Annotated in this window: 18 protein-coding genes and 1 pseudogene; 17 read left to right on the top strand and 2 right to left on the bottom strand. The window is 40.9% G+C overall.

Annotated features, from left to right (window positions below):
- The first annotated feature begins 79 nt into the window (after positions 1 to 79).
- The 6 genes from purL to purD all read left to right on the top strand — a co-directional run bounded on the left by purL (position 80) and on the right by purD (position 8,784).
- The gene (purL, locus tag FCJ93_RS04980) at positions 80 to 2,299 is read left to right on the top strand and encodes a phosphoribosylformylglycinamidine synthase subunit PurL (protein ID WP_137743060.1); all 2,220 of its coding nucleotides are present in this window, start codon (positions 80 to 82) and stop codon (positions 2,297 to 2,299) included.
- Positions 2,284 to 3,696, top strand: coding sequence for an amidophosphoribosyltransferase (purF, locus tag FCJ93_RS04975; RefSeq protein ID WP_095309140.1), 1,413 nt, complete (start codon positions 2,284 to 2,286; stop codon positions 3,694 to 3,696). The genes purL and purF overlap by 16 nt, the downstream gene beginning before the upstream one ends.
- A gap of 348 nt (positions 3,697 to 4,044) precedes the next feature.
- Positions 4,045 to 5,073: a phosphoribosylformylglycinamidine cyclo-ligase gene (gene purM / locus FCJ93_RS04970; RefSeq protein ID WP_095309138.1), complete on the top strand. Its 1,029-nt coding sequence runs from the start codon at positions 4,045 to 4,047 to the stop codon at positions 5,071 to 5,073.
- A gap of 11 nt (positions 5,074 to 5,084) precedes the next feature.
- Positions 5,085 to 5,669 carry a phosphoribosylglycinamide formyltransferase gene (purN, locus tag FCJ93_RS04965; RefSeq protein WP_095309137.1) on the top strand — a complete coding sequence of 195 codons (585 nt, stop codon included), beginning with the start codon at positions 5,085 to 5,087 and terminating at the stop codon, positions 5,667 to 5,669.
- A gap of 206 nt (positions 5,670 to 5,875) precedes the next feature.
- A complete protein-coding gene (gene purH / locus FCJ93_RS04960; RefSeq protein WP_095309135.1) occupies positions 5,876 to 7,411 on the top strand; it encodes a bifunctional phosphoribosylaminoimidazolecarboxamide formyltransferase/IMP cyclohydrolase in 1,536 nt (511 codons plus the stop codon).
- Positions 7,412 to 7,518: 107 nt separating this feature from the next.
- A complete protein-coding gene (gene purD, locus FCJ93_RS04955; protein WP_095309134.1) occupies positions 7,519 to 8,784 on the top strand; it encodes a phosphoribosylamine--glycine ligase in 1,266 nt (421 codons plus the stop codon).
- On the opposite strand, the gene FCJ93_RS25750 is transcribed toward purD, so the two are convergent.
- Together FCJ93_RS25750 and FCJ93_RS04950 are read right to left on the bottom strand one after the other, a co-directional pair.
- Positions 8,762 to 8,851, bottom strand: a complete 90-nt coding sequence (locus FCJ93_RS25750; RefSeq protein ID WP_328591991.1) for an EYxxD motif small membrane protein — start codon at positions 8,849 to 8,851, stop codon at positions 8,762 to 8,764. The two genes, purD and FCJ93_RS25750, sit on opposite strands and share 23 nt — an antisense overlap.
- Before the next feature lie 105 nt (positions 8,852 to 8,956).
- The gene (locus FCJ93_RS04950; protein WP_095309132.1) at positions 8,957 to 9,232 is read right to left on the bottom strand and encodes a YgaP family membrane protein; all 276 of its coding nucleotides are present in this window, start codon (positions 9,230 to 9,232) and stop codon (positions 8,957 to 8,959) included.
- A gap of 361 nt (positions 9,233 to 9,593) precedes the next feature.
- On the opposite strand from FCJ93_RS04950, the gene FCJ93_RS04945 reads away from it, so the two are divergent.
- The 11 genes and pseudogenes from FCJ93_RS04945 to katX all read left to right on the top strand — a co-directional run bounded on the left by FCJ93_RS04945 (position 9,594) and on the right by katX (position 22,743).
- Positions 9,594 to 11,336, top strand: a complete 1,743-nt coding sequence (locus FCJ93_RS04945; protein ID WP_170943553.1) for an adenine deaminase C-terminal domain-containing protein — start codon at positions 9,594 to 9,596, stop codon at positions 11,334 to 11,336.
- A 40-nt stretch (positions 11,337 to 11,376) separates the two neighbouring features.
- Positions 11,377 to 12,417 carry a DUF3048 domain-containing protein gene (locus FCJ93_RS04940; RefSeq protein WP_095309130.1) on the top strand — a complete coding sequence of 347 codons (1,041 nt, stop codon included), beginning with the start codon at positions 11,377 to 11,379 and terminating at the stop codon, positions 12,415 to 12,417.
- 46 nt (positions 12,418 to 12,463) lie between these two features.
- The gene (locus FCJ93_RS04935) at positions 12,464 to 12,760 is read left to right on the top strand and encodes a YerC/YecD family TrpR-related protein (protein ID WP_095309129.1); all 297 of its coding nucleotides are present in this window, start codon (positions 12,464 to 12,466) and stop codon (positions 12,758 to 12,760) included.
- Between the two features lie 357 nt (positions 12,761 to 13,117).
- On the top strand, positions 13,118 to 13,795 hold the full coding sequence (gene pcrB, locus FCJ93_RS04930) for a heptaprenylglyceryl phosphate synthase (protein WP_095309127.1): 678 nt from the start codon (positions 13,118 to 13,120) through the stop codon (positions 13,793 to 13,795).
- 65 nt (positions 13,796 to 13,860) lie between these two features.
- Positions 13,861 to 16,068 carry a DNA helicase PcrA gene (gene pcrA, locus FCJ93_RS04925; protein WP_095309125.1) on the top strand — a complete coding sequence of 736 codons (2,208 nt, stop codon included), beginning with the start codon at positions 13,861 to 13,863 and terminating at the stop codon, positions 16,066 to 16,068.
- 17 nt (positions 16,069 to 16,085) lie between these two features.
- On the top strand, positions 16,086 to 18,095 hold the full coding sequence (ligA, locus tag FCJ93_RS04920) for an NAD-dependent DNA ligase LigA (RefSeq protein WP_095309123.1): 2,010 nt from the start codon (positions 16,086 to 16,088) through the stop codon (positions 18,093 to 18,095).
- A 51-nt stretch (positions 18,096 to 18,146) separates the two neighbouring features.
- Complete coding sequence (locus FCJ93_RS04915; protein ID WP_095309121.1) at positions 18,147 to 19,313, top strand: CamS family sex pheromone protein; 1,167 nt, start codon at positions 18,147 to 18,149, stop codon at positions 19,311 to 19,313.
- A gap of 112 nt (positions 19,314 to 19,425) precedes the next feature.
- Complete coding sequence (locus FCJ93_RS04910; RefSeq protein ID WP_095309119.1) at positions 19,426 to 19,638, top strand: hypothetical protein; 213 nt, start codon at positions 19,426 to 19,428, stop codon at positions 19,636 to 19,638.
- An 89-nt stretch (positions 19,639 to 19,727) separates the two neighbouring features.
- A pseudogene (locus FCJ93_RS04905) lies at positions 19,728 to 20,208 on the top strand (NUDIX domain-containing protein).
- Positions 20,209 to 20,728: 520 nt separating this feature from the next.
- Complete coding sequence (locus FCJ93_RS04900; RefSeq protein ID WP_137743059.1) at positions 20,729 to 21,025, top strand: hypothetical protein; 297 nt, start codon at positions 20,729 to 20,731, stop codon at positions 21,023 to 21,025.
- 80 nt (positions 21,026 to 21,105) lie between these two features.
- The gene (gene katX, locus FCJ93_RS04895; RefSeq protein ID WP_137743058.1) at positions 21,106 to 22,743 is read left to right on the top strand and encodes a catalase KatX; all 1,638 of its coding nucleotides are present in this window, start codon (positions 21,106 to 21,108) and stop codon (positions 22,741 to 22,743) included.
- Positions 22,744 to 22,858: the final 115 nt, after the last annotated feature.

The raw sequence follows: 22,858 nt of genomic DNA, 5'->3' as shown, positions 1-22,858 counted from the left end.
GTGGCAGTAGGCTAAAGATTCCTGCGCATAAGCTGGTAAACAAAGCAGTCATCTATCGTAAAATTATGGAGGGAAGCACATGTCGATCATGCTTGAACCAAGTCCACAACAAATAAAAGAAGAAAAAATTTATCGAGAAATGGGTTTAACTGACGAGGAATTTGCGAATGTAGAGAAAATCCTTGGAAGAACTCCTAATTATACAGAAACTGGCCTTTTTTCTGTTATGTGGTCAGAGCATTGCAGCTATAAAAATTCAAAGCCAGTATTAAGAAAGTTTCCAACAAAAGGGGAACGAGTCCTTCAAGGTCCTGGAGAGGGAGCGGGAATTGTTGATATTGGCGATGATCAAGCGGTTGTCTTTAAAATCGAAAGCCATAATCATCCTTCTGCAATAGAGCCTTATCAAGGAGCGGCAACAGGTGTCGGTGGGATCATTCGTGACGTTTTTTCCATGGGAGCAAGACCGATTGCTTTATTGAACTCTTTACGTTTTGGAGAGTTAGATGCCTCTCCTCGTGTACGCTACCTTTTTAAAGAAGTTGTCGCTGGAATAGCTGGCTATGGAAACTGTATTGGAATCCCAACGGTCGGGGGAGAGGTACAGTTTGACCCTTGCTATGAAGGTAATCCACTCGTGAACGCAATGTGTGTGGGGTTAATTGACCATAAGGACATTAAAAAGGGTCAGGCACATGGAATCGGCAATACGGTGATGTATGTCGGTGCTAAGACAGGTCGAGACGGCATTCACGGAGCAACATTTGCATCGGAAGAATTAACAGAGGATTCAGATGAAAAACGCCCAGCAGTTCAAGTTGGAGATCCGTTTATGGAGAAACTTCTCATTGAAGCTTGCCTTGAATTAATTCAATCAGATGCCCTTATTGGAATTCAAGATATGGGAGCAGCGGGATTAACAAGTTCTTCTGCGGAAATGGCCAGTAAGGCTGGTTCAGGAATTGAAATGAATCTTGATCTTGTGCCGCAACGAGAAACAGGAATGACGGCTTATGAAATGATGCTATCTGAGTCACAAGAGCGCATGCTCATTGTGGTGAAGAAGGGCCGTGAGCAAGAAATTGTAGATTTATTTTCAAAATATGATTTAGAATGCGTTGCAATTGGTCAAGTAACCGATGATAAAATGCTTCGTCTCCTACACAATGGGGAAGTTGTTGCAAATGTACCTGCTGACGCTCTAGCAGAGGATGCGCCAGTATATTATAAACCTTCGCGCGAGCCCGAATACTTCCGCGAGTTCCAAGCGATGGGCAATGATATTCCTGCTGTCGGTGATTACAATGAAGCGCTTGTTAAACTTTTGCAGCAAGCAACCATTGCAAGCAAAGAATGGGTTTATGATCAATATGACTATATGGTACGCACCAATACGGTAGTGGCTCCAGGATCAGATGCTGCGATTGTCCGTATTCGTGGAACAGAAAAAGCATTGGCAATGACGACGGATTGTAACTCAAGATATATATATTTAGATCCAGAGTCAGGTGGAAAAATTGCCGTTGCCGAAGCAGCGAGAAACATCGTTGCTTCTGGTGGTGAGCCGTTAGCGATTACAGATTGCCTGAACTTTGGGAATCCAGAAAAACCGGAAATCTTCTGGCAGTTTGAGAAAGCAGTAGACGGGATGAGTGCTGCTTGTACGAAGCTTAATGCACCAGTCATTGGCGGTAACGTATCCCTTTATAATGAAACGAATGGTACAGCCGTTTACCCAACACCTGTTGTTGGAATGGTCGGTCTTGTGGAAAACCTTGCACATGTGACGACACAAAACTTTAAAAGCGCAGGAGACCTTATTTATCTAGTTGGGGAAACCAAGCCTGAATTTGGCGGAAGTGAATTGCAAAAGCTCACATATGGACGAATTTTTGGCAAGGCACCAGAAATTGACCTTGATGTGGAAGAACAAAATCAAAAGAGTGTTCTAGCTGCAATTCGTGCGGGAGTTGTAGCATCCGCTCATGATATTGCAGAAGGAGGACTCGCTGTTGCATTAGCAGAAGGATTGATGGGAACCACTGATCTTGGTGCAAAAGTGACGGTAAATGGGGATGTAACCTCTGCACTTTTCAGTGAATCACAATCACGTTTCCTACTATCCGTGAAAAAAGAAAATAAAGCCCAATTTGAAAGCTTAGTAAAGGCGCAATTAATTGGTGAAACGACAAATACATCTAATCTTCAAATCTATACTGATGATAAGCTTGTTCTTGATCAAAAAGTGGTGGATTTGGAGGCTGCTTGGAAAGGGGCTATCCCATGCTTGCTGAAATAAGGGGATTAAATGAGGAGTGTGGCATCTTTGGTGTATGGGGGCATCCTGATGCAGCTCAAATCACTTATTACGGTTTACACACCTTGCAACATCGTGGGCAAGAAGGAACCGGAATGGTTGTCACAGACGGTCAGAAGCTTAAAGGGGTAAAAGGAGAGGGACTTGTCGCTGAAATTTTCACAGCGGAGGCCATCGAGCAATTAACAGGTACAGGAGCCATTGGTCATGTTCGCTATGCCACCGCAGGAGGCGGTGGCTATGAGAATGTGCAGCCGCTGCTCTTCCACTCGCAATCTGGAAGTCTAGCACTTGCCCATAATGGAAATTTGGTCAATGCCACGGCGTTAAGACGTCAGCTTGAAGGGCAGGGAAGCATTTTTCAAACAAGCTCTGATACAGAGGTGCTTGCCCATTTAATTAGACGTGGCGGAAATGCACCGCTTGTGGAGCAAGTGCAGAATGCTTTGACCATGCTAAAAGGGGCTTATGCTTTCTTAATTATGACAGAAACACAGCTGATGATTGCTCTTGATCCAAATGGCATGCGTCCGCTCTCTATCGGCCGTTTAGGAGATGCTTTCGTAGTTGCTTCTGAAACATGTGCTCTGGACGTAGTTGGTGCAAGCTTTGTTCGTGATGTCGAGGCAGGGGAATTGGTCATCATTGATGACACAGGAATCCGTTCTGAGAGATATGCAATGCCTGCCAATCAAGCGATGTGTTCGATGGAATATGTTTATTTTTCCCGTCCGGATAGTGATATTCAAGGGATCAATGTTCATACAGCCCGTAAAAATTTAGGGAAAAAACTAGCGCTTGAGGCTCCAATTGAGGCAGACGTTGTTACAGGTGTTCCTGATTCAAGTATTTCTGCTGCAATCGGTTATGCTGAAGAGTCAGGGATTCCTTATGAGATGGGCTTGATTAAAAATAAATATGTCGGGCGGACATTTATTCAGCCTTCGCAGTCTTTGCGTGAGCAAGGGGTAAAAATGAAGCTCTCCGCTGTTCGCGGTGTCGTGGAAGGAAAAAGGGTAATCATGGTCGACGATTCGATTGTTAGAGGAACGACGAGTCGCAGAATTGTGACGATGTTGAAGGAAGCAGGTGCAACAGAAGTGCATGTTGTCATCAGTTCACCACCGATTAAAAATCCATGTTTCTATGGGATTGATACCTCATCCAAAGAAGAGTTGATGGCGGCTAGTCATTCTGTTGAAGAAATGCGGGAAATCATCGGTGCCGATACGCTAACCTTTTTAAGTGTAGAAGGTTTATTAGAAGGGATCGGCAAGGTGAGCGCGGATGAAAATTGTGGGCAATGCCTCGCTTGCTTTACAGGTAAATATCCTACGGAGATTTATCCAAGTACAGCGAGAATGTATGAAAAGGTTTAGGTTAAAGTTTTTTGAATTTGCTTGTATGTAACTTTGTCTATATTGACTAGCGGCACTAGATGCCGCTTTTCTATTCACCGGAGTTTTATCTTGTATCATGCTGAACCTGAAATTAAGAAAAAATGGCGCGGTTTTTCGCTTCGCTTCGTTGCGTGGTAAGAGGCTTAAAGGCTGTTCCTTGGCTCATTCTTTCAACTTTCCAGCGTAATTGAAAAGCGTGTGAAACTAAGGTTTCCCACGAAATGAGTGCCAAATTGTTCGAACAGCCATATTGTCTAACGAAATCACTCATTTAAAATGACAATATTTACGCAAATATGTCCGAAATAATCATTAGGAGGTCTTAACATGGCCAATGCTTATAGGCAAGCAGGTGTTGATATAGAGGCCGGCTATGAGGCAGTCACAAGAATGAAGAAGCATGTGAACCGTACGATTCGCCCAGGAGTTATGGGGGGACTTGGCGGTTTTGGTGGAATGTTTGATTTATCTTCCCTAAATTTGAAAGAACCTGTTCTCATATCGGGTACTGATGGTGTGGGTACAAAGCTGATGCTCGCTTTTCTCATGGATAAGCACGATACGATCGGCATTGATGCAGTTGCTATGTGTGTTAATGATATTGTCGTTCAAGGGGCAGAACCGCTTTACTTTTTGGATTACATTGCTTGCGGGAAAGCTGCACCGGAGAAGATTGAAGCGATAGTTAAAGGGATTGCTGATGGCTGTGAGCAAGCAGGCTGTGCCCTCGTTGGGGGAGAGACTGCTGAAATGCCGGGAATGTATAGTGAGGACGAATATGATTTAGCTGGTTTTTCAGTTGGGGCTTGTGAGAAAGAAAATATTATTACGGGTGAGAATATTAAACCAGGTGATGTTCTAATCGGTTTGGCTTCAAATGGAATTCATAGCAATGGTTACTCTCTTGTCCGGAAAATTTTCCTAGAGCAAGCGGGAATGTCGCTTGAAGATGAGGTCGAGGAACTTGGCTGCACGCTTGGTGAGGAGCTTTTACGTCCAACAAGAATTTATGTGAAGCCTCTGTTAGCAGCTATGCGCAAATTTGAAATTAAAGGTATTTCTCATATTACGGGTGGGGGATTTATCGAAAATATTCCGCGCATGCTACCGGATGGATTTGGAGCTGAGCTTTTAGAAAGCAATTGGACCGTACCAGCCATTTTTTCATTAATGGAAAAGCTCGGTAAATTAGAACGTCAAGAAATGTACAACATCTTTAATATGGGGACAGGAATGGTAATGGCAGTCAATAAGGACGACGTTCATGCAGTGATTCAACTGTTTACGGAACTCGGAGAAAAAGCATATGTAATGGGTGCTGTGACGGAACAAGCAGGGGTACAGATTAAGGAATAGCGGAGGTTACCATGAAGAAGATTGCTATTTTTGCTTCCGGTAGCGGAAGTAATTTTCAAGCTATCATTGAGGCCGTTAAAAAAGGTGAGCTCGAAGCTGATATTGCTTTGCTTGTTTGTGATAATTTAGGGGCTTATGCGCTAGAACGAGCGAAAAATGAAGAGATTCCTTATTTTGTTTTTAATGCGAAAGAGTATGACGGCAAAGAAGCGTATGAAATTGAGATTTTAAAAAAATTAAAAAAGCATGAAGTAGACTTCATCGTACTTGCAGGATACATGCGTTTGATTGGGAAGACACTTTTGGATGAGTTTGAAGGAAGGATCATGAATATTCATCCATCTCTTCTTCCTGCTTTTCCAGGTAAGGATGCAATAGGTCAGGCATTAACGGCGAAGGTAAAGGTAAGTGGTGTGACGGTTCATTATGTTGATGCTGGAATGGATACGGGACCGATAATTGCCCAAAAGCCGATCGAAATTAGTGAACAGGAAACAAAGGAAAGTTTACAAATGAAAATTCATCAAGTGGAGCACGAATTATACCCTAAGGTTATTCAACAACTTATAAAAGAGGGTATTTCCGTGAAAAAGTGACACTCTCTTAACATATAGAGGTGAAATGCTCAGCATTTTTTAGGCTTTTTTATAAATCAGTGTTGATTTTTGGTTTATTTTCTCTCTGATTCCATGAAGCGATAGTTTTTTTCTATCGCTTCATGGAATCAGAGGACCTTTTTAGCATACTTTAGCTTTTTATAAACAAGCAGAAAACACAGATCAATAACTAGGAGGATTTTATGATGAAGAAGAGAGCGCTCATAAGTGTATCGGATAAAGCTGGAATTACGGATTTTGCCAAACAATTGCATGAACTGGATTTTGAGATTATTAGCACTGGCGGGACGAAAAAGGCCATTGAAGATGCCGGTATCCCTGTTATGAGTGTTAGTGAGGTGACAGGCTTCCCAGAAATTCTTGAAGGACGGGTTAAAACACTGAATCCGATGATTCACGGTGGATTGCTGGCGAAGTTCTCAGAGGCGAGTCATCAAGAACAGCTCTCCGAGCATCAAATCCAACCTATTCATGTCGTATGTGTAAATTTATATCCGTTTCAACAAACGATTGCTAAGCCAGATGTAACGGTTGAAACGGCAATTGAAAACATTGATATCGGCGGACCAACGATGCTGCGAGCATCAGCAAAAAATCATGAATATGTTACGGTCGTTGTGGACCCCGTTGATTATACAACTGTAATTGAGGAATTAAAAGCTAGTGGTGAAGTCCAAAAAGAAACTCGCCGGAAGCTGGCTGCCAAAGTATTTAGACATACGGCAGCTTATGATGCAATGATTGCTGAATACATGACAGAGCTTGCCCAGGAAGAAACACCAGAAAACTTAACCGTGACATACGAATTGAAGCAATCATTACGTTACGGTGAAAATCCACATCAAAAGGCCGCCTTTTATCGCAAGCCTTTAGGCTCCGTATTTTCGATTGCCAATGCAACTCAATTACACGGTAAAGAGCTTTCTTACAATAATATTAATGACGCTGATGCAGCCTTACAAATTGTCAAAGAATTCACTGAACCAGCTGCTGTTGCGGTAAAACATATGAATCCCTGTGGTGTTGGGACAGGGAACGACATATTTTCTGCCTTTTCAAAGGCATTCGCGGCAGACCCTGTGTCGATATTTGGAGGAATCATCGCCTTAAACCGTGAAGTGGATAAGGCGACAGCAGAAAAGCTCCATGAAGTCTTTTTAGAGATCATCATTGCACCATCTTTCTCAGATGAAGCTATTGAAATTTTAACAAGTAAGAAAAACCTGCGTCTTTTAACGATTCCGTTTGATAAAAAGGCGAAAAAGGAAGTAAAATTGACTTCCATAGAAGGCGGATTGCTTGTCCAAGAACAGGATCGGTTTGGTTTAAAGGATGCAACGGTAACCGTTCCTACGAAGCGCAAGCCAACAGACGAGGAAATGAAGGCGTTGGAACTCGGCTGGAAAATTGTTAAGCATGTAAAGTCAAATGCGATTGTAGTTAATAATCGTGACATGACATTAGGGATTGGTGCGGGACAAATGAATCGCGTTGGTGCAGCAAAAATTGCTCTTGAGCAAGCAGGTGCAAAAGCAGTTGGAGCTGTTCTTGCTTCAGATGCCTTTTTTCCGATGGATGATACAGTTGAAGCGGCAGCAAAAGCCGGAATTAAAGCGATTATTCAGCCAGGTGGCTCTGTCCGTGATGAGGATTCAATCAAAAAGGCAGATGAATTTGGAATTGCCATGATCTTTACGGGTGTTAGACATTTTAAACATTAATGAGGCATCTTAAAACAAGAGACTAGCAAACGACGGCAAAACTAAGCTTTTGCCTACATCATACTCACGATTAGATCAGGAGTAAATAAAAAGCGGAGGTTGACGGAATGAAGGTGTTGGTTGTTGGTCGTGGTGGCCGTGAACATGCGATTTGTCAAAAGGTAAGCGAAAGCCCGCAAGTTGAAAAAATATTTGCTGCACCTGGAAATGATGGAATGGTGGATATAGCTGAGCTTGTGGATATCGGTGAAACTGAACTAGAGAAGCTCGTTCAATTTGCCAAGGAAGAAGAAATTGACCTTTCGATCATTGGTCCTGAAGTCCCTTTGCTGACAGGACTTGCAGATAAATTCCGGGAAGCAGGACTTACGGTATTTGGACCAAATCAGAAGGCTGCTGAAATCGAAGGAAGTAAATCTTTTGCTAAAGATTTAATGAAAAAGTATGCTATTCCAACAGCAGAATACGAAGTTTTTAGCGACTATGAAGCTGCTCGACAATATGTTGAAGAGAAAGGTGCACCAATTGTGATTAAGGCTGATGGACTTGCAGCAGGCAAGGGTGTAACAGTAGCGATGACGCTTGAAGAGGCACTTGCCAGTCTCAAGGAAATGCTTCAGGACTCAAAGTTTGGTGAGGCTTCTTCCACTGTCGTTGTAGAGGAGTTCCTTGCAGGGGAAGAATTTTCACTCATGGCTTTTGTAAACGGAGAAAATGTTGTTCCACTTGAGATCGCTCAAGATCACAAAAGGGCGTTTGATGGTGATACAGGACCAAACACAGGAGGAATGGGAGCTTATTCACCTGTGCCGCAAATTGCTGAGGAGGATATTTGCTTAGCTGTGGAAACGATAGTTAAACCAGCGGCAAAAGCACTTGTACAAGAAGGACGAAGCTTCTGCGGGATCTTATATGCTGGATTGATTCAAACGGATACAGGGCCAAAAGTGATTGAATTTAACGCGCGGTTTGGTGATCCTGAAACGCAAGTTGTCCTTCCGCGTATGCAATCTGATCTAGTTCAAGTCATGCTGGATTTGATCAATGGCAAAACACCAGAAATTAAATGGGATTCTCAATCGATGATCGGTGTGGTCGTCGCTTCAAAAGGGTACCCAGAAGCCTATGAAAAGGGAGCAGAGCTAATGGGCTTGGACAAGATTGCTGGATTTGTGTTTCACGCTGGAACGAAAAAAGACGAAGCAGGCCCATTCCTGACAAATGGCGGTCGAGTCTTACTTGTAGGAGCTAAATCAAATACATTAGCAGAAGCGCAGAAGTTAGTGTATCAAGAGTTAACGAAGCTTAACTGTGAAGGTGTTTTTTACCGCAAGGATATCGGTCATAAAGCTATCGCACATGTTTCCCTCTAGATTTTTTAACAAAGGCGTAGCATAAAGCAACGATGCTACCAATTAAAACAATAATTATGAAAGACATGTCGGTAACGTATTCCCAAAACATTATATCTGTACATCTCCTTTATTCAGGCTTTCATTTTCTCGGTGCTTTCCTCCTTGGTTGAGGAAAGCACCGTAAATTTTTTTAAGATGGATTAGAAGGAACAATTGTTTCTTGTAAGGAATCTTCTTCGTTTTTCTTTTGGGGAGCCTTTTTCATTCCCTCTTCAATGAGTGACGTGACAGGGCAATAACGGACAATGCCTTCACCAACTTTCATGGCCCCAAGGATAGCCGTTATTAGGAATGCATTTTTCCAAGGTTTTTTAACCATTTTCGCTGTGCTCCAAGCTAAAATGGTCAGTCCGCAAGTAATACGGATCAGGGCATTAACAATTCCGATATTTTGTTTAATTTGCATATTCATGTCTCCTTCACAATTTCTTAACATAATTTTTTAAGTCTTTAATGTGTTAAACAACAAAATATGGTAGTATATATAAAAATGATGGAAAGTTTAGTAACTTACTTTCATATCATTTTATGATCGGGTAATTCAAGTGAATTGATTTCATCATGTACCATCGCTAATTAAAAAACGAACCATATCACGTTTTAAACATCATTTATATCCGTGTTTACTCCTTAAAATAATGTAAAAGTCAAATGAACGTTCGTTTTTTAACTTGAAGTGCGCAATGATGAAATGGACTAAAGTAAAAGAATATAAATAATAAGCCAATGTATATACATCATTGAAATTTCAAAGGGGAGGGAACATTGTGCTAGAACAAAGATATCGTTGGAAAAATAAACATATTCGTGAGCATGTTTCAGTTATTGATGGAAAACTATCACCGACCATATTATTGCAAAATGCTCGTTATTTAAATCAAGTGCTGCGCAAGTGGATCACAGCAAATATTTGGATTTACGAGGATCGCATTGTGTATGTAGGTGAAAAACTGCCTGAAAATACAGGTAACTGTGAGATTATTGATTGCAAGGAACAGCTTCTTGTACCAGGTTATATCGAACCTCATGCTCACCCATTTCATTTATATAATCCCCATTCGTTGGCTCGATATGCATCCCAGTTTGGAACAACTACCTTAATTAATGACAATATGGCGCTTGTTTTGCAGTTAGACAAAAAGAAAGCGTTTTCTTTAATGAGGGAGCTCCGCAACATTCCAACAACGATGTACTGGTGGTGCCGTTTCGACTCGCAAACAGAAATATTGGATGAAGTGGATACTTTTTCCCATGCGAATGTAAAATCATGGCTAGAGCATGACGCCGTTTTACAAGGGGGAGAGTTAACAGGGTGGCCTAAGCTTGTAGATGGCGATGATTTAATGCTCCACTGGATTCAAGAATCGAAAAGGATGAGAAAGAAAATCGAAGGGCATTTTCCTGGTGCATCGGAAAAAACATTAGCAAAAATGACGTTATTCGGTGCGGATTGTGATCATGAGGCAATCTCAGGTAAAGAGGTCTACGATCGACTGATGCAAGGTTATATGGTCTCGTTGAGACATTCATCGATTCGACCTGATTTGCCGGTTCTACTCGATGAAATTCACGAGCTCGGAATTGAACATTATGATCGCTTTATTTTCAATACAGATGGCTCTTCGGCATCCTTTTATGAACAAGGGATTATTGACAATATGATTCGAATCGCCATTGAAAAAGGGGTTCCGGTCATTGACGCTTATAATATGGCAACAATTAACGTTGCCCGCTATTATAACCTGGAATACCTCCATGGAAATATTGCAACCGGCAGAGTTGCCAATATTAATTTTCTCAGCGATGAGAAAAATCCGACACCAGTCTCTGTACTGGCAAAAGGAAAATGGGTGAAAAGAGATGGAGAAAATGTCGATGTATATGAGGAGATAAATTGGGAAACACATGGACTTGAGCCATTAAAAATTGATTGGGATCTAACGAATGATGATATGCAATTTTCGATGCCTTTTGGAATTCAAATGGAGAGTTCGGTTATTACAAAACCTTATTCGATTTCAATCGATGTGAATCATGACGAACTTCCGAATACTCATGATGAATGTTTCTTTATGCTGATTGATAAAGAAGGAAATTGGAGAACAAATACGGTGCTGAAAGGATTTGCCAACAAACTTCCTGGGTTGGCAAGCTCCTTTACTAATACTGGCGATATTGTTCTGATTGGAAAGAATAAAAATGAGATGATGAGAGCTTTTAGACGTCTGAAAGAAATCGGTGGCGGCATTGTTTTTAGTGAGAATGAGGAAATTGTTCTTGAAGTACCGCTTCCTTTAAATGGAGTTATGTCGGATAAGAAGGTTGAAGAGTTGATTATTGATGAGAAAAAACTGTCTTCTTACTTAGTCGAGAGAGGCTATAGATTCAATGATCCGGTTTATTCTCTATTGTTTTTTACTTCGACGCATCTGCCTTATATTCGTGTAACTCAGCAAGGAATGTATGATGTCATGAACAAAATGGTACTCTTTCCAACGATAATGCGTTAAAATATAAAAGAGTATATGCGCAGGATGTAAGGGGTGCAGAATGAAAAGTAAATGGATCTATACTACGGCAACGGTTTTCTTCTTGTTAGCTGGCTGTAGTGGAAATGAAGAAGTGGTACAAGAACAACAGGAAAAGCCCATAAATGAAGAAGTTAATAAAGATGAGTTTGCTTATCAATATCCTTTGACAGGAGTAGGTGTGAAAGAAGAATCAACAAGTCGTGCATACGGTGTCATGATTAATAACGATCCAAAGGCAAGGCCGCAATCAGGCTTGCATAAAGCGGATCTTGTTTATGAATTATTGGCAGAGGGAAATGTTACGCGTTTTTTGGCTATTTTCCAAAGTGAGGAAGCTGAACGGATCGGACCTGTGAGAAGTGCGCGCGACTATTATATTGATTTAGCGAAAGGGTATGATGCCTTATACGTTGCTCATGGCTATAGTCCGGAAGCGAGGGCAATGTTAAGTAGTGGCTATATCGATAATATCAACGGGATGCAGCATGATGGTACTTTATTTAAGAGAGACAGCAGCCGTGTTGCTCCCCATAATTCATACATTACGACCGAGGATATTTTAAAAGGTGCAGATGATGCTGGCTATAATATGGAGCAAGCTCCTTCCTCATTGTCCTTTTTATCTGAGGATGAGGTAGAGGCATTAGATGGGACGAAAGCCCATTCTGTTCAAGTGTCTTATTTTTCAAGTGATTTATTTAAAGTGACTTATGAGTATGACGAGAAAACGAAAAAGTATGAGCGCTATAGCAACGGTGAATTAACAGCAGATTTAGATTCCAAGGAACCAGTTTTGTTAGACAATATATTGGTTGTCGAAGCAGATCATAAGATCATTGACGACTATGGGCGACGCGAGATTGATTTAGCATCAGGAGGTAAAGCGTACTTGCTGCAAAGAGGGCAATGGCGTGAATTGGAATGGAGAAATGTCGCTGGACGTATTCTTCCCTATGATGAAAATGGGAGAGAGGTTGGTTTTGTTCCAGGGAAAACATGGATTAATGTTGTCCCATCTGACAAAGGAATTGAGAATGTAGTTGTTATTACGGAAGAATAAGTGAACGTTTCATTTAGAAGAGAAAACAGCTTAAAGGGGTAAATATATGCAAATTGAAAAACTTAGAGGAAAAGAACTGGATCAATTATTCAAAGCTGTCTTATCGCTGAAAGATTTAGAAGAATGCTATCGCTTTTTTGATGATCTTTGCACAGTCAATGAAATTCAGTCCTTAGCACAGCGCCTAGAGGTGGCAAGGATGCTTCGTGAAGGGAAAACCTATCACAAAATTGAAACTGAAACGGGTGCGAGCACAGCGACAATTTCTCGCGTAAAACGTTGCTTAAATTATGGTAATGACGCCTATGAACTGGCTCTTGAACGGATAAAAGAAGAAGAGTGAGCAGATAAGAAACCGAGGTGAAAGCAGGGAACCTCGGTTTTTTGTTTGCTGTTTTTTCTAGGAAGCCTGCTTTCTTTTGTCCAACAAGTACAACCGTATCCGTGCGCTTACTATTTTTCTATTCTGTTCAATCGATGAATGAAGGTCGCTCGAAATCTTAAAAAATAGCTCATTTCCCGACATTGCTCCTATCCAATTAAAAACAAAATTGACCGCAGCACTAAACCTGTTTTCATTTTTTATTCCTTTAAACAAATGCTATAATGATGGAATGGAATATGGCTTTGTCCATTAAAAAACATTAATTTGCGGTGTATCTTCAATCTTTGAAATATACTCAATTGGAGGAAGTAGTAAGTGTACAATATTCGTGACTGGCGCCATGCGTTTAAGCTGGATCCTAATAAAGAAATTTCTGATGAAAACCTTGAAAAATTATGTGAATCGGGAACAGATGCGATCATTGTTGGCGGGACAGACGGTGTGACTCTTGAGAAGGTACTAGATTTAATGGCGAGAGTTCGAAGATACACAGTTCCTTGCGTTCTAGAGGTTTCTAATATTGAATCAATTACTCCAGGCTTTGACTTCTATTTTATTCCCTCTGTCTTGAATAGCCCACATTCTAAATGGATAATTGAATTGCATCATGAAGCAGTAAAAGAATACGGAGATATCATGAATTGGGATGAAATTCTTGTGCAGGGCTATTGTATTCTTAATGAAGAATGTAAGGTGGCAAAGCTGACAAAAGCAAAGACGAATTTGACAGGTGAGGATGTGGCTGCTTATGCAAGAATTGCAGAGAATATGCTGCATTTGCCAATTTTTTATTTAGAATACAGCGGCTCATATGGGGATGTACAAATCGTTCAAGAGGCGAAAGAAGTGCTTGATAATACCGTCCTTTTTTACGGTGGAGGAATTGCGAATTTAAGTCAGGCAAAAGAGATGGCGGCATACGCTGATGTGATCGTCGTCGGCAATGCGATCTATAGGGACTTAGAAAAAGCTCTTGAAACGGTGAAAATATAAATTGAAGGCTGAACGTAACTCTTATACAATAGAAAAAGAACATATGTTTGTTTGGTGGTGAAGGAATGCAATATTTAACAGATAAATTACTAAATGGCTTAAACCCAGAGCAGCAAAGAGCTGTTAAAACGACAGAGGGCCCTTTGCTACTTATGGCAGGTGCAGGTAGTGGAAAAACAAGAGTACTGACCCATCGGATTGCTTATTTAATGGTTGAAAAACGCGTTAATCCGTATAATATTTTGGCCATTACCTTTACGAACAAAGCTGCACGTGAAATGAAGGAACGGATTTACAAGATGATGGGTGGAGCGGCGGATGAAATTTGGATTTCGACTTTCCATTCAATGTGTGTAAGGATACTGCGCCGTGATATTGATCGCATCGGCTATAATCGCAACTTCACGATTTTGGATTCAACCGATCAACAATCTGTAATCAAAGGAATCCTAAAAGAGAAAAATATTGATCCGAAGAAATTTGACCCTCGCGCGATTTTAGGTGCGATTAGCAGCGCGAAAAACGAGCTGAAGACACCCGAGGAATTCAGCAAGACTGCTGGTGGTTATTATGATCAGGTTGTGGCGGATGTGTACGAGCTTTATCAAAAAAAACTGCGCAAAAATCAAGCGCTTGACTTCGATGATTTGATTATGATTACGATTCAGCTTTTTCAACGGGTTCCAGAGGTTCTTGAATTTTATCAGCGTAAATTTCAATATATTCATGTTGATGAGTATCAAGATACAAACCGTGCTCAGTATATGCTTGTGAAATTATTGGCAAGCCGCTTTCAAAATCTTTGTGTTGTCGGAGACTCGGATCAATCAATCTATCGTTGGAGGGGCGCTGACATCGCCAATATTCTTTCCTTTGAAAAGGACTACCCACGTGCCGCTGTGATTTTGCTGGAACAAAACTATCGCTCAACAAAGACGATTCTCAATGCAGCCAATGAAGTGATTAAAAACAACCTAAATCGTAAGCCGAAGAATCTTTGGACGGAAAATATGGACGGCAACAAAATCTACTATTTTCGTGCGGACAGTGAGCAAACAGAAGCTCAATTTGTCGCCGGAAAAATGAAAGAGCTAGTGGACAGCGGAAAACGGAAGTATTCCGACTTTGCGGTTCTCTACCGCACGAATGCTCAGTCCCGTGTGATGGAAGAAGTGCTGCTTAAATCAAACATCGGCTATGCTATTGTCGGCGGTATTAAATTCTATGATCGGAAAGAAATTAAAGATATTTTAGCTTATTTAAGATTGATTGCTAATCCCGATGATGACATCAGCTTGCAGCGGGTTATTAATGTACCGAAGCGGGGGATTGGCTCAAGCTCGATCGACAAAATTGCCAATTTTGCCACCCTCCATGATCTTTCGATGTTTGGTGCCCTCGATTCAATTGAACTAATTGGTCTAAGTCCAAAAATCACGAAGGCAGCTACAGAATTCCGTGAGCTTGTTAAAGGCTATACAAATATGCAAGAATATCTATCAGTTACAGAATTGGTTGAAGAGGTCCTTGATAAAACAGGTTACCGTGAAATGTTAAAAGCCGAGAAATCGCTAGAATCGGAAAGCAGGCTAGAAAATATTGATGAATTTTTGTCTGTAACTAAGAGTTTTGAGGATGGAAGCGACGATAAAAGCCTTGTCGCATTTTTAACGGATTTAGCTCTTGTTGCTGACATTGATCGGCTTGATGATGAGGGAGAAAAGATGGATCAGGTTGTGCTCATGACATTGCACTCAGCAAAAGGTTTAGAATTTCCAGTTGTCTTTTTAATGGGCTTAGAAGAAGGGGTATTTCCACACAGCCGTTCATTAATGGAAGAGGCGGAAATGGAGGAAGAGCGCCGCTTAGCTTATGTGGGAATTACTCGAGCTGAGGAGGAGCTTTATCTAACGAATGCTCAAATGCGAACATTGTTTGGCCGCACGAACATGAATCCTCCTTCACGATTTATTAACGAAATTCCGGAAGAATTATTAGAAGGGGTCAAGCCGCAAGCAAGAGCATCATCTCCATTTGCTACCGCTTCACGTCCAACGATGAGACCGGCAGTTAAACGACCTGTGCCAGCCTCTACCGGTGGAGAAGGATTAGGCTGGGCGGTTGGCGACAAAGCGCAGCATGGAAAATGGGGAGTTGGTACGGTAGTTAGTGTCAAAGGAGAAGGCGAAAGCATGGAGCTTGATATTGCATTTCCAAGCCCAGTAGGGATCAAACGACTTCTCGCAAAGTTTGCTCCAATTCAAAAAGTGTAAGTGAAAGGGGTGGGAAGATGGATCTTCAAACGGCAGAAAAAGAAGTAAAAGAACTTCATCAAAGATTGAATCAGTATAATTATGAATACCATGTATTAGATAAACCTTCCGTTCCAGATTCAGAATATGATCGATTGATGCAACAGTTAATTCAGATTGAAGAACGATTTCCGCAGCTAAAGACTTCTGACTCACCTACACAACGGGTAGGAGGGCAGGTTCTTGACCTGTTTGAAAAAGTTCAGCATGAAATTCCGATGCTCAGCCTGGGCAATGCCTTTAATGAGCAGGACTTGGTTGATTTTGATCGCCGCGTTACCCAGGCTGTTGGCATGGATCATTCCTATGTATGTGAGTTAAAAATTGATGGCTTGGCCGTTTCTTTACGCTATGAAAATGGTTTATTTATTCGCGGGGCAACTCGAGGTGATGGGACAACCGGAGAGGATATTACCGCAAATTTACGGACGATTCGCTCGATTCCATTGCGTTTGCGTGAGCCTGTGTCCATTGAGGTTCGCGGAGAGGTATTCATGCCAAAACGTTCTTTTGAAGCTTTAAATAGGCTGAAAAAGGAGCGTGAAGAGGAGCCGTTTGCAAACCCGCGCAATGCAGCAGCAGGCTCTTTAAGGCAATTAGATACAAAAATTGCGGCTTCGCGAAATTTAGATGTTTTTCTTTATAGCATTGCTAATACAGAAGCAGCAGGTGTCGATTCCCATAGTGGAGCACTTGAGCTTTTAGATCGATTAGGATTTAAAACGAATAAGGAAAGAAAGATGTGCAAAACAATCGAGGAAGTGATTGAGTTCGTTGCAGGCTGGGCTGAGAAAAGACCGCATCTTCCTTATGAAATAGATGGGCTTGTCATTAAGGTCGACTCTTTAGAACAACAAAGGATTCTAGGCTTCACTGCAAAAAGTCCTCGCTGGGCGATCGCGTATAAATTTCCCGCAGAAGAAGTGGTGACGATCCTTAAAGATATTGAGTTAAGTGTAGGACGAACGGGTGTCGTGACGCCAACTGCGATTTTAGAACCTGTTCGTGTTGCAGGAACAACCGTGCAACGGGCGTCTTTGCACAATGAAGACTTGATTCGGGAAAAAGATATTAAAATTGGTGATCAGGTTGTCGTTAAAAAGGCAGGGGATATTATTCCTGAAGTCGTCAACGTCTTAGCAGACAGTCGTACAGGAAAAGAAATCGATTTTCAAATGCCGACCCATTGTCCAGAGTGTGAAAGTGAACTTGTAAGACTTGAAGGAGAAGTGGCATTACGCTGTATTAACCCGAAATGTCCGGCACAAATTCGCGAAGGGTTGATTCATTTCGTATCCAGAGATGCTATGAATATTGATGGGTTGGGTGAAAAAGTAATTGGTCAGCTTTTCTCTGCACAGTTGATTGAGGATGTAGCAGATATTTATAAGCTCACAAGAGAACAACTGTTGGCATTGGAAAGAATGGGCGAAAAGTCAGTAAGCAATCTGTTGCAAGCAATTGAAGCTTCTAAAAGCAACTCTCTCGAGAGGCTGCTCTTTGGTTTGGGGATCAGACATGTAGGGGCAAAAGCAGCAAAGACGTTGGCAATGGAGTTTAATACACTCGATAATTTAGCAGAAGCAACCTCCGAACAACTAACGGCTATCAATGAAATTGGCGATAAAATGGCGGATTCGATTGTTTCTTATTTTGAGCTTGAAGAAGTAAAGGATTTGCTCGAGGAATTAAAAGCAATCGGAGTGAATACAGAATATAAGGGGCCAAAGCCCGTCTCGCTCGAAGAATCTACATCATTTTTCGCAGGAAAAACAATTGTTTTAACAGGTAAGCTTGAACAGTTATCCCGCAATGAGGCAAAAGAGGAAATTGAAAAGCTCGGTGGAAAGGTTTCCGGAAGTGTCAGTAAGAAAACGGATCTTGTCATTGCAGGAGAAGATGCTGGTTCCAAGCTGTCAAAGGCAGAGGAACTAGGTGTTGAAGTATGGAATGAGGAGAAATTAATAGATGAATTGAAGAAGTCTTAAGTACACTAGAGATAAGAAGAACTTACTACGGAATTAAGAGGTGAATGTACCGTGAGAAAGATCTCATTGGTCGTTTTAGCTTTTTTCCTTTTACTAACTGGCTGCGCTCCTAATTTTCAAAAGGAACAGGAGATCGTTCAGGAAAAGGATGACTCGAAAGAGAAAGCGATTATCCCAAAATATAAAATATCTGATCAATATTATCAAACGATAATACCATTTGTGCCTTCTGAAGCCCGCGGTTTAACGGTTAGCCAATTAAATACAAGATACGATATTGATGAATTCGAAACAGGGTTGATGCGAATTGCCCAAAACGTCTTTAATACCGATAAATTTTATTTTCAAGAGGGACAGTATTTAGATCGTAAAACAGTTGGTTTGTGGCTGAACCGAAAATATACGGATGAGCAATTAGAGCAAATGAAGATTAAACCAGAAGATAACATCGGACTTAACCCTGCAGATCCGGGAAAAGGCGATGTAAAAACAAGAAATAAAGAAAATCCTATTTATTTAGCCCATATTTTGGAGCATAATTATCTTGTGAAAGAAGGCGAAACGGCCCGTCTTGGAGGAATTGTCATCGGCTTAGCGTTAAACTCCGTTCACTATTTCCAAGAAATCCAGTATGGGCCAACATTGGAAACAAAGATTGATCACGCTAAATTGGATAGTGAAGGAAAAAAAATTGCGCAAGAGGTTGTGACGCGTTTAAGACAAATCAAAGGGCTGGAAAAAGTACCGATTACGATTGCTTTGTTTGAACAGGAAAGCAACTCATCTGTTGTGCCAGGTAATTTCTTTGCTTATGCAAATGTGTCAGAGGGCAGCTCAAAACTTGGCAGCTGGGAAAATGTGAAGGAAGACTATGTTCTATTCCCATCGACAGATGCTCAAAATAATTATCGAGATGATTTAACGACCTTTTTAAATTTCAAACAGGATGTGGAAGAATTCTTCCCAAACTTTAATGGCGTAATTGGAAAAGCCTTTTATAGCGATAATGAACTTCAGGATTTAAGCATCAGTATCCCCATTCAATTTTATGGAAAAGCGGAGACGATCGGGTTTACTCAGTATGTAACGGGCTTAATAGTGGATCATTTTCCAAACTATATTTCGGTTGAAGTGAACATCTCTTCTGTGAATGGACCGGAAGCATTAATCGTCCGCAAAGTCGATCAAAACGACCCATTTGTGCATATTTACAATTAAACAAATGAAAGCCTAAATTGTCGTCTGTCAATTTAGGCTTTTTTACGTTCAATGCTGGAATTTTATGCTAGAATTAAAATAAAGATGTCGTGCAAACGATCGGAGGGACTACATGAATAAGAAAAAATATCTTATATATTTAGCTGCAGGGATATTAACGGGATTATTTCTCCTACCAGCTCTTGTTCCTTATAGCTTTGCTGATCTATTTCTATTGATTTTTGGGGAGCCGAATGGGTTTAATCGCATGATTGCATTGATCATTTGTCTAGTCATCATTTTTAGTGTGTTTCGTGGAGTATTTAGAGCATTTGTCCAAAAATAAGAGAACTTAGTATATACACTTAGCAGACCAGTCAATTTGGCAATGGTCTGTTTTTCATACATATGTTTAAAAAAAGGAGAAATACAGCAATGGTCAAAGCTGATATGTTCACCATGTGTTTAGTGCAGGATGGGGATAAGGTGTTATTAAATTAACAGGCCGAGTGAGCGAGGATTTCCAGGATACATCGCTGCCGGTGGAAAAGTTGATTTTCCTGAAAGTCTGACTGAGGGGGCCATTCGAGAAGTCCGGGAGGAGACAGGCTTAAAGGTTAAGGAGCTAATTTATAAAGGGTTGGCTGAGTTTGTCGATCCGCAACAAAATTATCGTTATATGGTCTTTAATTACTTAGCGAAGTCATTCGAAGGAGAGCTGCTTGATAATCCGCCAGAGGGAGAATTGCGCTGGGTACCGATTAAGGAGGCATTAAATTTACCGATGCAGCCATGGTTTAGAAGAAGATTTCCGCTGTTCTTTGAAAAAGGAACATTTGAAATCTATGAAATTCGTGAGCAAACAGCAGAGGGGAAAAGAAATGAAACCGTGAAAATTCTTCATGATTTCGCCTGAGCAACCGAATAGGAACGATTATTGAATATGATATAGACAATAAAGAAGTCAGTGTTAATTAGGAATTGTACAAACGTTTGATTGGACGAAAAAATCCAATTATTTCTAAGGAGAAAGCGGCAATAGAGGGCTTGTTCTTCAGGCAAAAGGCTTTACAACTATTCTGCCTTTCATGAAAAGTGAATGAGCTGAGTTGATTTTTGCGGGAGGGAGTCTCATTGGGAAATTGGCAATTTAGGCTGATTGCTAACGTATTTGTATGGTTAAGTTTATTAGCTGTTCCGTTTGAGTGGCAGCAATCTTGACGAATTAACGGAAATGGGAATCTAGCATTTTCGAACATGCAGTTACTAGCAATGCTTCTATTTGTTTTGTTAGGAAGCAATCAAATTTGGAGCTGGAAAAAGGCTGTTGAACCAGTCAGTCAGTTTGTCATGTCGTTTTATTAGAATTGGTTTGAAGCGAAAGCAGAGAAGATGAACCTTAATAGCACTAAAGAATGAATAGGGGCAAATCGTGGATGGCTGAAAATAAAATAGAAACGTCAAATTGGAATAAAAAAGGAAAGAAATTTTTCTTTATAACTTTTGTTTTATTGATAATGATGGGGTTTTTTGCACTTGAAGATGGTGAGTTGATTGAGAAAGGTAATTCTATTTGGCTCCTTCTGATCATGCTTGTTTCCAACGTCATACTGATCATCCAAATTTATCGCAATAGGCAATTATATTATTTATTTGGTGCGCTCCTCATTTGTGCAGGGCTTGTGTTATTTATTATCCTTCCTGAAATCATTTCGTTAATAAAATCTCTCTAATAATTACCTTTCTTTCATAAAATGCCCTCTCAATGCGCATATTGATAGTGTTAACTATTAATGAAAAGAGAGGTAGACTGATGGGTAAAAAGGAAAATGAGTACTTTGGAACAAATGTGGAAGGTTCAGAGGAAGTGTTGAAAAACAAGACTGGGGAGAATGAGACGGAGGATACATTAACCAATCGTCAAGGCCACCCTGTCACGGACAATCAAAATGTTAGAACAGTCGGTAATCGTGGACCGACAACGCTTGAGAATTACGACTTTTTGGAGAAGATCAGTCATTTTGACAGAGAGCGTATTCCTGAGCGGGTCGTACATGCACGAGGAGCAGGAGCACATGGGTATTTTGAAGCCTATGGAACGATCGGAGATGAACCCATATCTAAATATACAAGGGCAAAGCTTTTTCAGGAAAAGGGTAAAAAGACGCCTGTATTTGTTCGCTTTTCTACTGTCAATCATGGTAAGCATTCGCCTGAGACTTTAAGAGATCCGCGCGGGTTTGCTGTCAAATTTTATACGGAGGATGGCAATTGGGATTTAGTTGGAAATAATTTGAAAATTTTCTTTATTCGTGATCCGTTAAAATTTCCAGACTTAGTTCACGCATTTCAACCAGATCCTGTGACAAATATTCAGGATGGGGAAAGAATTTTTGATTTTATATCTCAATCTCCAGAAGCGATGCATATGATTACGTTCTTATTCTCTCCTTGGGGAATACCAGCTAATTATCGTCAAATGCAAGGTTCCGGAGTTCATGCCTATCGTTGGGTCAATGATGAAGGGAAAGCGGTGCTAGTAAAGTATCATTTCGAGCCTTTGCAAGGAATTAAAAATTTAACCCAAGCAGAAGCAGAGGAAATTCAGGGGAAAAACTTCAATCATGCAACACAGGACTTGTATGAAGCAATTGAAAAGGGAGAATATCCTGAGTGGGAGATGTATGTACAAATTATTTCAGATGATGAGCATTCCGAATGGGATTTTGATCCACTTGATCCAACGAAGCTTTGGTATAAAGACGATGTACCATGGAGAAAAGTCGGAAAATTAGTTTTAAACAAAAATCCACAAAACTTTCATGCTGAAGTTGAACAAGCTGCATTTGGAACAGGGGTTTTAGTTGATGGACTAGATTTCTCTGATGATAAGCTACTTCAAGGGCGAACATTCGCCTATTCGGATACGCAGCGTTATCGGGTTGGAGCAAATTATTTGCAACTGCCCATCAATGCTCCGAAAAAGCATGTGGCAACAAATCAAAGGGGAGGTCAAATGGAATACCGAGTGGACCAAGGTACCCATCAAAATCCTCATGTCAATTATGAGCCTTCCATTATCGGTGGGTTAAAAGAAGCGAAGCAGGTAGGCAAGGAGTACACGCCACACGTCGAAGGTGAAGTAAAACGAGAGGCAATCGAGCGTCAGAATAACTATGGTCAAGCTGGCGAAACATACCGTAGATTTAATGAGTGGGAGCGAAATGAATTAATTAATAATCTTGTTAATACCCTACACTCCTGCCGGAAGGAAATACAGGATGCGATGGTCGAGCATTTAACAAAATGCGACCCAGATTATGGCAAGCGAGTCGCAGAAGGATTGAAGATGATGCATATGGAAACTGGCCATGGGCCTATCGGCACAACAAAAACAGAGGAAGCGGTACAGCAGGCGGAACAAGTAGGACACCCTTCAGACCCATATTGAACAAGCCAGGGCCTCAATTGAGGCTCTTGCTATTGATCTTGAAATAAAGACTATTTTAAGATGATTGAACGATATAAGTAAAACTGATAGAATGTGAGTGAATACTTCGTTAGTC

Origin of the sequence: Robertmurraya siralis, from assembly GCF_005502275.1 — a bacterium.
In the GTDB taxonomy this organism is placed as follows: domain Bacteria; phylum Bacillota; class Bacilli; order Bacillales; family Cytobacillaceae; genus Robertmurraya; species Robertmurraya siralis.
Note: the sequence above shows the minus strand (reverse complement) of the source record. Positions and strands in the feature narration are given on the sequence as shown.